At 27.7% G+C, this 13,863-nt stretch carries 12 protein-coding genes; 9 read left to right on the top strand and 3 right to left on the bottom strand.

Annotated features, from left to right (window positions below; genetic code table 11):
* Positions 1 to 79: 79 nt before the first annotated feature.
* Positions 80 to 1,507 (bottom strand): MDR family MFS transporter, encoded by a 1,428-nt coding sequence (locus VN21_RS14070; protein ID WP_046823819.1) that lies wholly within the window; start codon positions 1,505 to 1,507, stop codon positions 80 to 82.
* Between the two features lie 341 nt (positions 1,508 to 1,848).
* On the opposite strand from VN21_RS14070, the gene brnQ reads away from it, so the two are divergent.
* Both brnQ and VN21_RS14080 read left to right on the top strand, forming a co-directional pair.
* On the top strand, positions 1,849 to 3,144 hold the full coding sequence (gene brnQ / locus VN21_RS14075; protein ID WP_046823820.1) for a branched-chain amino acid transport system II carrier protein: 1,296 nt from the start codon (positions 1,849 to 1,851) through the stop codon (positions 3,142 to 3,144).
* Between the two features lie 126 nt (positions 3,145 to 3,270).
* A complete protein-coding gene (locus VN21_RS14080) occupies positions 3,271 to 3,717 on the top strand; it encodes a MarR family winged helix-turn-helix transcriptional regulator (protein ID WP_046823821.1) in 447 nt (148 codons plus the stop codon).
* 47 nt (positions 3,718 to 3,764) lie between these two features.
* Here VN21_RS14080 and VN21_RS14085 read toward each other — a convergent pair whose 3' ends face one another.
* Positions 3,765 to 4,280, bottom strand: a complete 516-nt coding sequence (locus tag VN21_RS14085; protein ID WP_046823822.1) for an NAD(P)H-dependent oxidoreductase — start codon at positions 4,278 to 4,280, stop codon at positions 3,765 to 3,767.
* A 308-nt stretch (positions 4,281 to 4,588) separates the two neighbouring features.
* On the opposite strand from VN21_RS14085, the gene VN21_RS14090 reads away from it, so the two are divergent.
* A complete protein-coding gene (locus VN21_RS14090; RefSeq protein ID WP_152650823.1) occupies positions 4,589 to 4,807 on the top strand; it encodes a hypothetical protein in 219 nt (72 codons plus the stop codon).
* Positions 4,808 to 4,929: 122 nt separating this feature from the next.
* Here the strand turns inward: VN21_RS14090 and VN21_RS14095 are convergent, their stop codons facing one another.
* Positions 4,930 to 8,235 carry an SdrD B-like domain-containing protein gene (locus VN21_RS14095; RefSeq protein WP_046823823.1) on the bottom strand — a complete coding sequence of 1,102 codons (3,306 nt, stop codon included), beginning with the start codon at positions 8,233 to 8,235 and terminating at the stop codon, positions 4,930 to 4,932.
* Positions 8,236 to 8,412: 177 nt separating this feature from the next.
* Here VN21_RS14095 and VN21_RS14100 point away from each other — a divergent pair, with 177 nt between their 5' ends.
* The 6 genes from VN21_RS14100 to VN21_RS14125 all read left to right on the top strand — a co-directional run.
* On the top strand, positions 8,413 to 9,099 hold the full coding sequence (locus VN21_RS14100; protein ID WP_046823824.1) for a polyphosphate polymerase domain-containing protein: 687 nt from the start codon (positions 8,413 to 8,415) through the stop codon (positions 9,097 to 9,099).
* A 19-nt stretch (positions 9,100 to 9,118) separates the two neighbouring features.
* Complete coding sequence (locus VN21_RS14105; protein ID WP_046823825.1) at positions 9,119 to 9,808, top strand: DUF4956 domain-containing protein; 690 nt, start codon at positions 9,119 to 9,121, stop codon at positions 9,806 to 9,808.
* Positions 9,809 to 9,853: 45 nt separating this feature from the next.
* Entirely contained in the window at positions 9,854 to 11,641 is a 1,788-nt protein-coding gene (locus tag VN21_RS14110; RefSeq protein ID WP_046823826.1) for a CotH kinase family protein, read from the top strand.
* Between the two features lie 114 nt (positions 11,642 to 11,755).
* The gene (locus VN21_RS14115) at positions 11,756 to 12,448 is read left to right on the top strand and encodes a PilZ domain-containing protein (RefSeq protein WP_046823827.1); all 693 of its coding nucleotides are present in this window, start codon (positions 11,756 to 11,758) and stop codon (positions 12,446 to 12,448) included.
* Positions 12,449 to 12,485: 37 nt separating this feature from the next.
* Positions 12,486 to 13,448 carry a YbgA family protein gene (locus tag VN21_RS14120; RefSeq protein WP_046823828.1) on the top strand — a complete coding sequence of 321 codons (963 nt, stop codon included), beginning with the start codon at positions 12,486 to 12,488 and terminating at the stop codon, positions 13,446 to 13,448.
* Positions 13,449 to 13,532: 84 nt separating this feature from the next.
* Positions 13,533 to 13,863: TSUP family transporter (locus VN21_RS14125; RefSeq protein ID WP_046823829.1), on the top strand; the 331-nt coding region annotated here is incomplete at its 3' end.

Here is a 13,863-nt window from a genome sequence, read left to right on the forward strand (position 1 = left end):
TATAAATTTGAGTAATAAAAAATATGAAACTCTATATAGAGTTTCATATTTTTTTGTATATATTTTATAAAATATATATTTAATTATCATCTTTTTCTAATATGGATTTTTTACTTATAAATATTCCGGCGATAAAGCAAATAAAAGCTATAAATACTAAAGCATAGAATATATTATGGACACCATTAAAAAATGCTTCCATTATTTGATAAGCGCTAGCTCCAGAAGAATATATATTATCTGCAGTTACATTTGAAATATCTGAATGCTTAAAGTAAGAAGATATACTTGAGTTCATTAATCCTCCGAATACACTAACCCCTATTGTTTGTCCAAGTGTACGGATTAATGCATTTGTTGATGTAGCAGCTCCTCTTTTTTCATAAGTTACAGCATTTTGGATAAGTATTATAAGTGTATTAAGTACACCTCCAAAACCTGCTCCCATGATGAAAATTATAAGAATTAGATAAATTAAATTTGTATCTGGAGTAGTAAATCTAAGTAAATAACATGTTATTGCTAAGATTAAAATAGAACCTAGAATAACTTTCTTCTCTCCAAATTTTTTAAATAATTTTACTAAAATAAAAGAACTTAAAAGCCAAGTTATAGACATTGGAGCCATTAAAAGTCCAGATATTTTTGCACTATAACCCATAACGTTTTGAGTGTATAACGGCATGTAAACCTCTATAACCATAAGTATAACAGCTACAAAGAAACCTATTAGATTTAGTAAAATTGTATCTTTCGAAAATATATCAAAAGGAACAATAGGTTCTTTTGATTTTTTTTCAATTAAGTAGAAAATTATAAGTGAAACTATAGTTAATATAGTATATATGATTTTTACTGAACTAGACGTAGTAAATACACCTAATAATATTGAAACTATAGATATTGTTAAAAATATTGATCCAAGGTAATCGATTTTAGGATTACTATTTGATAATTTTTCCTCGGAATTTTTATTAAGAAGGAAAATAGATAAAATACCAAAAGGTATATTAATAAAAAATATCCAATGCCAAGATAAGTAATCTATGAAAAATCCTCCTATAAATGGGCCAAGTAGACTAGAAACACCCCATACTGTGCTTAGACATCCTTGAACCTTAGAACGTTCTTCTAAATCAAACACATCACCAACAATTGTATATGTTACTGTGAGTATAGAACCAGCACCTATACCTTGTATTGCTCTAAATGCTATTAACTGAATCATACTTTGGGAAAATCCACATAAGGCACTACCTATTAAAAATATTACGATACCAATAGAAAGCATTTTTTTTCTTCCATAAAGGTCAGACATTTTTCCATAGATAGGGGTGGAGACAGCTGAGGTTAAAAGATATGAAGAAAAAACCCAGCTCATAAGATTATATCCATTTAAACTTTTTGCTATTGTAGGCATGGCTGTAGTAACAACAGTCCCTTCAAATGCAGCAAGAAACATAGAAACCATTATTGCGATAATTATATTCCGCTTTTTTTTGTTCATAGAAAAACTCCTTTCTCAATTGTTACAAAAGATAAAATACCCATGTTATAGATTATATAACATGAGTATTTTACCTTTATATTATACTACACAAAAAATCTTCATTAAACATAAAACCTGTAAATATTTTTATATTTAATAAACTAGAAATATTATCTTTAATACTGTTAAATATAAATAAACAAGTAGTCAATCAATTTAACATAAACTTAACTTAATGGTATAAAATGCTAAAATTATGTTAAATTTTTCAGAATAGTTGATTTATTTAGTAAGTTTAACATATAATTAATTAATTTAATAATTAGATAATGCCTATAAAATTAATACAGGGGGTTTTTATGAAAAAACAAAGTTTAGATACTGTAGTTGTAGGATTTGCCTTATTCGCCATGTTCTTTGGTGCAGGAAACTTAATATTTCCACCATATTTAGGAGTTGTATCTGGAGAGCACTGGATGTTAGGTTTCAGTGGATTTATTATCGCTGATGTAGGATTAGCTTTACTAGCGATATTAGCAGCTGCTAAATGTGATGGAGACATAAGTAGGGTTTTATCAAGAAGTGGGAAAACATTATCTGTAATATTAGCAATAGCAATTATGATTTGCTTAGGACCGCTTTTAGCTATACCTAGAACAGGAGCAACCACATTTGAAATGGGAATACAACCTATTTTTGGAGGTTTTAGTCCAATATTATTTTCTATAATATTCTTTGGGTTAACTCTTATACTTACAATAAAACCATCTAAAGTTATAGATATAATAGGACAGTATTTAACACCAGCATTATTAGTAGCTTTAATATTCTTAATCATAGTAGGAATTATATCTCCTCTAGGTAATTTAAATCAACCAGCAACTATAGATGCAATATTTGCAGAGGGTATAGGCCAAGGGTATCAAACAATGGATCCATTGGGAGCTATAGCTTTATCAGCAGTTGTTATAATGTCTCTTGTTCAAAAAGGATACACAGAGGAATCTGATAAAATTAGATTAACTTTACGAGCTGGGCTAGTTGCGGGTGTAGCTTTAATTATAGTATACGGAGGACTTACTTACTTAGGATCTTCAGTTGCTCATCAATTTAAAGGGGTAAATTCAAGCGATATAAATCAAACAGCTTTAATAGTAAGTATAACAGAGCAATTATTAGGTCAACCTGGTAAAGTTGTATTAGCTATAATTGTATCATTAGCTTGTTTAACGACATCTATAGGTCTTGTTTCAGCTACTGCTCAATATTTTACTAAGCTATCAAATGGAAAAGTTAAGTATGAAGCTATAGTTATAGTAGTATGTATATTTAGTGCAGTAGTAGCAAACTTTGGAGTTAGTACAATAATAAAATTCTCAGCACCTATATTATCAATTATTTACCCAGCAACAATAGTATTAGTACTAATGACATTATTTAATAATAAAATTAAAAATGATAATGCATTTAAATCTGCAACTTATGTAGCTTTAATAGTAAGTGTACTTACTGTTTTAAGTAGCAAGGGTATAAATGTTCCATTTGTAAATGAATTGCCTTTTGCAAAATTAGGATTTAACTGGATATTACCAGTTATAATTGCAGGTATAATTGGTAACTTTATACCATCAAAACAATCAAATAAAGCCAAATAAAATTAAAATAAAAGAATATCTAATAAAATAGATATTCTTTTATTTTTTGTTTAGTATTAGCTTTGTCTTGACAATAGATTTTTTTATATATAGGATAAAATTATAATATAATAAAAAGGTGATAACATGAAATATAGAAAAGATAAAGGATTAGCTTTTTTGATAAATGCGACAGATAAAATTATGATTAATAACTTTGTAAGAAAACTAAAAAACAATGGTATAAATATTACTTTTGAGCAGTTTACTATATTAACTATGCTTTGGGACAATGAAAATTTATGCCAATATAATTTAGCACAGCTTACAAATAGAGATCAAGCAAGTACATCGAGGCTTATAAATACTTTAATAAAAAATGAATTAATAATAAGGCAATGTTGTTCTTCTGATAAAAGAATAAATCGTATTAAATTGACTGAAAAAGGGGAACTTTTGAAGGAACCTGTTGAGTCTATAGCTAGAGAATGTTTTGAAGAAGCTGTTAATGGCATTTCTAAGGAAGAAATAGAACAAGGGATGAAGTTTTTAACAAAGATAGCTGAGAATTTAAATAATATTAACACTAAATAATAAAAATAGAATAGCTTTAGCTATTCTATTTTTATTTTGATTATTTTTTAGTTTAATATAGATTTTAATTTATCTGCACTTTTATTTATATCTTCTTCGCTTAATAAATGAGTTGCGTAAAGAACAAAAGCAGGGCGGTAGTTCATGCCAGTAAACTTTGCCATTGCTTCATATGTTTTAGTTAATTCACTTATAGTGAAGTGTTGAGCTCCACCAGCTTGATAAGATTGTTCTTGACCTCCAGCAGAAATTACTAATCTGAATTCTTTTTCTTTTAAACTGTTCCCATTAGGGCCATGAGAGAAACCAAATGCAAATACAGAATCCATCCATTGTTTTAGTAACGAAGGTGCGTTATACCAGTGGAATGGGAATTGAAAAACTATTCTATCATGAGCTTTAACTAATTCTTGTTCTCTTTTTACATCTATTTTGCCATCTGGGTAAGATTTATAAATTTCATTTATTGTTATATTATCACTATTTTCTAAGTGATTTTTCCAAGCTTTATTTACTTTTGAACCATCCATATTAGGGTGAGCTATAATTACTAATGTTTTCATTTTTTATGTCTCCAATCTTATTTTAAAATTTAATACTTGTTTATGCAAGTAATTCATATTGAGTATTATAAAACTAAATACTTGTTTATGCAAGTATTTTTTTAAAAAATACTATATTACATAGGGAGTACATTTTGAACTAAAAACTTTTTAGTTAATTTGTTATGAAATTTGACAATATAGCACACATTTCAACATGGATACATATTATAAACTAGAGGTTCTTTAATAAGAATTTCTTAATATTATAATATGGAGAGATATAAAGATGATTTATTCAAATAAATGTCATAAATGCTATGATTGGTATGAATGGAATAAATATTATAAATGGCAAAATTGCGACGAATGTTATGGGTATGAAAATTGTCATAAATGTCATGAATGTAATAAATGGGATGGATGCGATAAATGTCATAAACATGATGGATGTAAGAAATATCATAAATATGATGAATGGGATGAATGTAAGAAATGGTATAAAGCTCATGAATGTAATAAATGTTATAGATAATGTAAAGGTATAAGTTTAATTAAAAATATTATAATTAAACTTATTAAGAACTATGATGATAAAAATCATAGTTCTTTTTTATTTATATATTTTATAAAAAGCAGTAATCTCGATTAAGAGATTACTGCTTTTTTATTAGATTTGCTCAAAATTAATACGAATACCTAATTCAAAATTTACCATCAGAGTTTTATTTGAATTACAAATATAAAATTGTATATTACTTGCACAGCTACTTAGACTAAAGGTATTATTTGAAATATATTCAGGAATAAATATTTTTATTTCATAAGGTATATTATATTGCATGAAACCATCTTCATTATAGTGAATATGGAATTCTACACAAGAAGTTACATAAAGATAATATCCAGGAACGATTTGACCCAAGAACTCTTCATATACAATTTTAGACTTATCCAAATAAAAATCTTTTATACTTACATATAAAAAAGTTTGATCTGTATCTACATATTCTATTTTGTTATTAGAACATATCATATAAAGACATTGTTTTATATCTGTGAAACTACAAATCATGTCAATAAAACCTGCATCAATATCTAAAACTGAAGAATTAGAATCTGTAAGTGTAATATTTTTTACAATTCCTGTACTTGGATCAGGTTTACTTCCATCTGGTCCTAGGTTTTGAATAGTATATACAAATCCTAAAGGTGGAACAAACTTAACATAATAAGTTTTATTCACAGGTAAATTTGAAAATAAATAAAATCCAGGTTTTCCTAAAGTATCATTATTTGAAATAGATGTTGCAATAGGTATTGCTTGAGGATTTTGCGTAGGATCTACATCATAAAGATATACTGTAGCATTATTTACGCCGTTATCAATTCCAGGATGAAATACTCCATTTTCAAGAACATCATGCCATGTGAAAGTTCCGATTTTTCCAGGAAATACAGGGTTTTCTACTGTAATACCAACTTTTTCAGGTTCAACGGGTAAAAAATTAGTTAAAGCTCCAAATTGATTTATATAAGAACCTCTAAGTGCGAAACTGTTCCAAGCAACTAAAGGAGGTACTGTAGTTGGAATACCAACTGGAACTTGTGCTTTTATGCTTACTATAATTGATTGACCTGGTTTTAATGGAGAACCAGAAATAATAAGTTTTATTGATTTTACTTGATCAATAGGATAAGGAGGCATAGAAGTCCAATCATTTACAGTTCCTATAGTATTATTATTTTCACCAAATCTTACGGGATCATAACTTTGTGAGTACTCTATTTGGACTGTAGGGGTTGGCATTAAAGGGTCTGTACTAGTTACTGTTATATCTGGAGTATTTGTAAGAAATACTTTAAATTCAGATCCTCTAGGATCATCAACTAATATTACTCCAGTGTCTCCAATATGAGGGAAAATATCTACTACCTCTAATTCTTGTAAATTAAGATTTCCAGTATTTGAAAGTGTAAGTTTGTATTCTAGAGTTCCACCATTAAAAGTTTTTCCTTTTTGAGGGAATTCAGTATAATCAGAATCAAGAGCTCCTTTTATTTTTTTATCAGAAGCTAAACTATTAATAAATGATACATTTGTATTTACTTTATTACTTATAAAAGGTATGGCAGGGTCAGCGTTGTTTGATGCATATATTTCTGCATTATTAGAGATAACTCCAGTTGCACCAACTTTAACCTTTACATTGAAATTTATAGAAATATTAGAATTTTGTTGGAATACAGTTGGAGATATTATAGTAAATGTTACTAGTGTTCTACCTGAATCCATATAGTTTGGAGTAAGCGTTACGTTATATGATAGAGGTTGAGAACTACCTCCATTCCCATTAAAGTAATTATAATAAGTTGAATTTACAGTTCCTAGAGGTGATACATATTCTACTTGTTCAGGTAATAAATCAGTTAAAACTACATTGTTAATTGTAGAATTGTTAGAATTAAAATTTAATCTATAGGTAATTATATTTCCAGGTATGACTGCTGCATTAGTACCTACTCTCGATTTACGTAAATTTAAGGAAGCCTGACCGTTTAGTATTGTAGATCTTGTATCTGAATCAGAATAAGGTCCAGGACCTTCAGTCCAATTTATACTAGAAGTATTGTCTATAGTTAATCCAGCTGCACCAGGATCGATAGTTCCATCTATTCTAGGTGAATTTAATGGCCCTACTCCTGAAGTCCAATCAGAGAACCTATATCTAATATTTGTTATTTTAGGTAATGTAGGTAAAGAAACCCACTGACCTATAGCAGGGTTGAATGTTCCTGCTCCTGCAGGTAACCAAGTAGTTTGATTATCAGTACTATAGTCAACTTGTAAAGTTCCTGTAAGTAAATAATCTATGCTATTTATACCATATCTTCCAGTGAATAATCTATTTACGGTAATCTCAGGAGGAAGTGTATCTATTACCTCTACGCCTGACAAGTCTTGATTACCATTATTATTAAAATTTAATGTATAACTAATTGTATTATCAGGAGCAATTGTAGTTCCATAGATAGGAGCTGACTTAGTTATAGAAGAAGAATATATTGCATCTATAATATCTGTAGTTAAAATAAACTCTTTTTGGGCAGTTCCATCTATAGACCAATTTACTTTATTTTCAATTTGATCAGTTGCAATATTTGAATCAACTAAAGTAGTTATTGTAATTCTATAATTTGTACCACAGTAAGGCCCTAATCCAGATAAATTAAAAACAACAGGATTATTAAATGGTGGACTAAGTGTTTGATCATATTTAGGATCTTGAAATGGTGCTGGAGATATATCTTCACCAAAAGGAGGGAATAACGGATCTATTGAAATTCCACTTGGTAATAAGTCTGAAACTACAACATTATTTATACAAGCTCCTCTATCTCCAAAATTTTTAAGGTCTATTACATAAACAAGCCTACTTCCAGGACCAGGATTTATTGTAGGAAGTCTTTTTACTTTACTAATTTGAAAATCTGCAATAGCAACTAAATTTACTGGTGGAGAATCTGCAGAGAGATTTGTTACTTTAGATTCTTGCGTAACGGTTAAATCTACACTATTTACAAAAGAACTATTGTTAGGTGCAGATAATGCAAATTTACATTCTAAGTCAAATACATAAGCAACTCCGAGGTTAGTTATAGGTCCAAAATCAAATTTTATATATGTTCCAGTTCCAGGAACATAATTTGTAGTTATATCTTTGATTATTCCACCTACAGGAGGAAGCGTTACAATTTCAATGTCCTCAGGTATAAGATCAATTATATAAGCATCAAGTATAGGACCAAAATCTCCTAATCCGCTAAAGGATGCATTTATTGTGTAGATAAAAGTTTCTTCATAATTTACTGTACTTGGGTTAACTGATTTAGTAACTGTAGCAGCTATTTCTGGGTGTAAATCGTAGATATTTTCATTAGTTAAAACTTCTATATTTATATTTATTCCTTTCATTTTAACCACCTTTAATATTATTTTATATATTTAATATAACCTATGATTATTAGTTAAGAAATGACATTAAAAATATATTTCTATAATATATGAATAAATTTTTCAGAATAATAAAGTTTTAGGAAATTTTAAGTTTGTTTATATAATATTGATTTCGAACAGATAGGGGGTGAAATTATGAAAGAAAAAAAATTTAGACATGAAGTTAAGCATTATATAAACACGTCAGATTACTTAGCTATTAAAAATAGATTAACTCAAATAATGAGTTTAGATAAAAATGCTAATGAACAAAAAGAATATAAAATTAGAAGTCTTTATTTTGATAATTTTAGAGATAAAGTTCTTATGGAAAAAATTAATGGAATAAGTGTAAGAGAAAAATTTAGGCTAAGATACTACAATGATGATCACTCTTTTATTAAGTTAGAGAAAAAGTCAAAAGTCAATGGATTATGTTCTAAAGATAGCGAATTAATAACTAAGGAAGAATGTGAGAATCTGATTAAAGGAGATATAGATTTTTTAATTAAAAGCAATAAGCCTTTATTTATTGAATTTTACTCAAAAATTAAGTCAGAAATGTTGAGACCTAAAAGTATAGTTGATTACACAAGAGAAGCTTATGTGTATAAGATGGGAAATGTAAGGATAACATTTGATAAAAAAATTAGAACAGGAATTCAAAGTACTAATTTATTTGATAACAATTTACCCACTATAGGGTCTATAGATAAGGATGTAATAGTTTTAGAAGTGAAGTTTGATGAATATCTACCAGAGATAATACAAGATATCATACAAACTAATAACCGTAGAGCGACTGCTATTTCAAAATATGCAGCATCTAGAATATATGGATAAAAATTAGGAGGGAAAAATAATGTCTAATCAAGCAGTAAATTTTAGCGACGTTTTTAAATCAAGTTTCATTGAAAAAATGACATCAATATCATTTTTAGATATGTTAATAGCGATGTCACTTGCATTTGTGTTGGGTTTATTTATAATGCAAGTTTATAAAAAAACATTTAAGGGAGTTATGTATTCATCGACATTTAGTATGTCTTTAATGGCTCTTACATTAATTACAACATTAATTATATTAGGGGTTACATCTAATGTCGTACTTTCATTAGGTATGGTTGGGGCGTTATCTATAGTTCGTTTTAGGAGTGCAGTGAAGGAACCTATGGACATAGCATTTTTATTTTGGTCAATTAGTGAAGGAATAGTATTAGGTGCTGGATTAATACCTTTAGCTGTATTAGGAGCTATTTTTATAGGGATTATAATGGTTCTATTTGCAAATAAAGAAACAACTGATAATCCATATATATTAGTTGTAAATTGTGATAGTGACAGTAGTGAGAATAAAATATTAGAAAAAGTAGGAAATAGTGTAAGTAAGTATTGTGTTAAGTCTAAAACTGTTTCACCAACAAATGGAATAGAAATGACTGTTGAAGTTAAGTTAAAAAATATTACAACAAACTTTGTAAATGAAATATCTTGTATAAGTGGAGTTTCAAATGTAGTTTTAGTAAGTTACAATGGAGATTATATGGCTTAAAAGCAATAGCATACTAACTTATTGCAAATAAGGTGGTGAAGCAAGATGATAAATGACAAACAAAGTAAATATATATCTGTAATAAGTATTATACTAGCTGTAGTATTTATTATAGTGTCTATATACATACCCAAAAACGAAACTGATATAGAGACTGTATCTAAAACAGAAGATGTTTTAGATAAAAATAGTATAACTAGTATAGATATAAAAATTAAAGAAAGTGATTGGGAATGGCTTTTAGAAAATGCTACAAAAGAGGAATATAAAAGTGCGGATGTAACTATAAATGGAGAAGCATTTAATAATGTTGGAATAAGGCCAAAGGGTAACTCAAGTTTAACTTCTGTAGCAAACGACAGCACTACGGATAGATATAGTATAAAAATTGATTTTGGACAATATGTTGATGGTCAAACATATCATGGAATTAGAAAATTGGCTTTAAACAATAATATATCTGATGCTACCTATATGAAAGAAGCTATCTCTTATGATATATATAATTTACTAGGAATAGCAACCCCAGAATATTCTTATACAGATATAAAGATAAATGGATCTGACTGGGGATTATATTTAGGGGTAGAAGTTATTGATGAAAGATTTATTGAAAAAAATTATGGAGAATTAAGTGGTAATTTATATAAGCCAGAAACAATGAATATGGGGGGGAATAAGGGTAAAAATGGAGAAATGCAAAGACCAGAGATGGATGGAAACATGCCAAAAATGGGTGATAACCCTCCAAAAATGGATGGGAATATTCCTAAAGATGGTGAAGAGGCTCCAGAGCTGAACGGAGATGCTATTAACATGGTCCAAAATCAAAATGTTTCACGTGGAGAGGAAGATAATGGTGGAGCACCTAGAATGGGAAATAAAGATAGCGAAGGTGCAGATTTAAAATATATAGATGATGATGTAGATAGTTACTCAATTTTAAGAGATAGTGCAGTTTTTAAGAGTACAACAGATAAAGATTTCGAAAGCGTTATTGATATGATGGAAAGTCTTAGTACTGGAAACGATATAGAAAATTATTTAAATGTTGATGAAGTTTTAAAATATTTTGCAGTAAATACTTTTTTAGTTAATTTAGATAGTTACTCAGGAGGCATGTATCACAATTACTATCTATATGAAAAAGATGGAGTATCTGAAATATTGCCATGGGATTTAAATATGTCATTTGGAGGTTTTTCTGTTAAAGATGGAGAAAAAGCAATAAACTTTCCTATTGATTTGCCTGTTACAGGAAATTTAGAAGATGCTCCTCTTATAGGTAAACTTTTAGAAAATGATAATTATAAAGAACTTTACCATAATTATTTAAACCAAATAGTAGATAGTTACTTTAGTAGTGGTGCATTTAATAATAGAGTTACTCAGATAGATAAACTAATTAGTAATTATGTAAAGAAAGATGCTACAGCATTCTATAATTATAAAGAATATAAAACTGGAGTGACTGAACTTTTAACTTTTGGAAAAGATAGAACTAAAAGTGTTCAGGCTCAATTGAATGGAGAACAATCAGCTATAGAATATGGGAATATAGTAACTACTTTAAACTTATCTGCATTAGGGCAACAAAATATGGGTAAAAACCAAGATATAAATAAAAAAGAACAACCAGGTGATAACAATCAAGAAAAGTCTCAAGAAATGATAAAAAATGGTGAACAAAATGATAATAAGCAGATGATGCCACCAAATATAAAAGATAATAAACAAAATACATGGATTTACTATCTAGTTCCAATTATAGGTTTAATTATGTTGGTGATTTCAACAATATTTATTACTAAATATAAAAGAAAAAGATATTAAATAAAAAGCTAGAAGATTATAAACTTCTAGCTTTTTATTTAAGTTATTTACAATGTAAATATAAATTATTATACTGAACTTGGGTGGTTTACAAATGAAATAGGGGGATAAGTTATGTTTAATTTATTTAGTAAAAAATCAGAAAAATATTTAGAAAAATCTATTGTTAGATATGAAGAAAGATTAAAGTGTATGGATTTAAGCATAAGGACTTTATATAAAGGGCGAATTTACACAAGTTATGTGGAGAGTATTAAAGATAAAGAAATTATATTTAGATGTCCTACTGATCAATATGAAATTGTTAGATTTGAAAATAAAAGTACTATACAAGTAGATTTAATAAATCAAATAGAACTGTTTAAAACTAAAATATTAATTACTGAAAAAATAATAAGAGAAGATATATCTTTTTATAAAGGATTAATAATTTCTCCAATTGAAAAGAAAGAAAGACGAAAAAATCATAGATTGCCAATAATAATAGACTGTAAGTTTAAAACTGAGGAATTAAAAAATATTGAGTATGATGCTAATACATTAAATTTAAGTTGTAGTGGAATGCTGATGGAAACTTATGAAGATATGCCAATAAATAAAAAGATAGAATTAAAAATAGACATAGATGGAAAGTTATATAATATACAAAGTGAAATTATAAAGAAAAGAAGTAATTATGGAAGTGGGAATTACTTATATAATTTAAAGTTTTATAATTTTAAAACAAGGCATAGAAATGAAATTTCTAGATTTGTTTTTGATCATTTAAATTATATAGGTGTTACGAATTCAAAATGTAGAGCTTAAATAATTACTATACAATTTGATTTGGGGGTAATAAAAAATGGAAAAGAAAAAACCATTAGTATTAATAAGTAGATGTATAGAGCATGAACATTGTAGATACGATGGAAGTATGGTAAAAGATAAATTTATAAAAAAACTAAAAGAACATGTTGATTTTATTGATATATGTCCAGAAATGGAAATAGGACTTAAGTGTCCTAGAGAAGCTTTAAGATTAGTTGAAAAAGAAGATAAAATATTATTATTAAATTCAAAAACAGGAGAAGATTTTACTTTAAATATGAATGATTTTTCTAATAGTTTTTTAAATTCTATAGAAGATAAGAAGATAAATGGAGTTATTTTAAAAAGTAAATCTCCGTCATGTGCTATAAAAGATTGTAAAATTTATAATGATTTTGGAAAAGTAGCACCTTTACCTAAAAAAGTGAGTGGATTGTTTGCAGGGGATTTAATTGAAAAATTTAAGGATATTGCTATAGAAGATGAAGGAAGGCTGAGTAATTTTAATATAAGAGAGCATTTTTTAACTAGGGTTTTTGTGGATTTAGATTTTGAAAGTGTAATAGAGGCAAAGTCAGTTAAAAGCTTAATAGATTTTCAAAGTGATTATAAGTATTTATTAATGGCTTATAGTCCTTCGAAACAAAAAGAATTGGGTAGAATTGTAGCAAAAGCTAATAAAAAAAATATAGAAGATAGCTTATTAGAATATAAAACTATATTGAGAAGCGCTTTAAGTAATAGAACAAACAAAGGAAGAAACGTTAATATGCTATTACATTTGTTAGGATATTTTTCAGATTCATTATCAAAAGAAGAAAAATCTTTTTTATTAGATTCATTACAAATGTATCAGGAAGAAAAAGTACCTTTTTTAGTACCTTTATCAATTATTAAATCATGGTCATTAAGATTTAATAATGAATATTTATTAAGACAGAAAATATTTGAAGCATTTCCGACGGATTTATTAGAACTTAAAGACTCTGGAAAGTAATTAAAATTTTAGTGATTTAAAATATAGGGTATAAAACAGTTAACTAGAATCACAAAGTTAAAATATTGTATAGGAGTAGGCAAAATGCAAATTATATATTTTTTAGTGGCACTTTTTTCAACTATATTAGGTTCTTCAGCAGGTCTTGGAGGCGGTATAATAATTAAACCTGTCTTAGACTCACTAGGGAATTATGCACTTCCAACAATAAATTTACTATCATCTTCAACAATATTTATAATGTCTATAGTAACTGTATTCTACCAGTTAAAGAAAAAAGATAAGATAAATCCTAAAAATACTATAGTAGTTGCAACTGGATCTGTAGGAGGAGGAATAATAGGTCAAAAGCTTATGAGTTTTATATTAGATACTGTCTCAAAGATATTTAAAATTGGCATCTATTGTATTATCA

Source organism: Paraclostridium benzoelyticum (assembly GCF_001006285.1).
GTDB lineage: Bacteria > Bacillota > Clostridia > Peptostreptococcales > Peptostreptococcaceae > Paraclostridium > Paraclostridium benzoelyticum.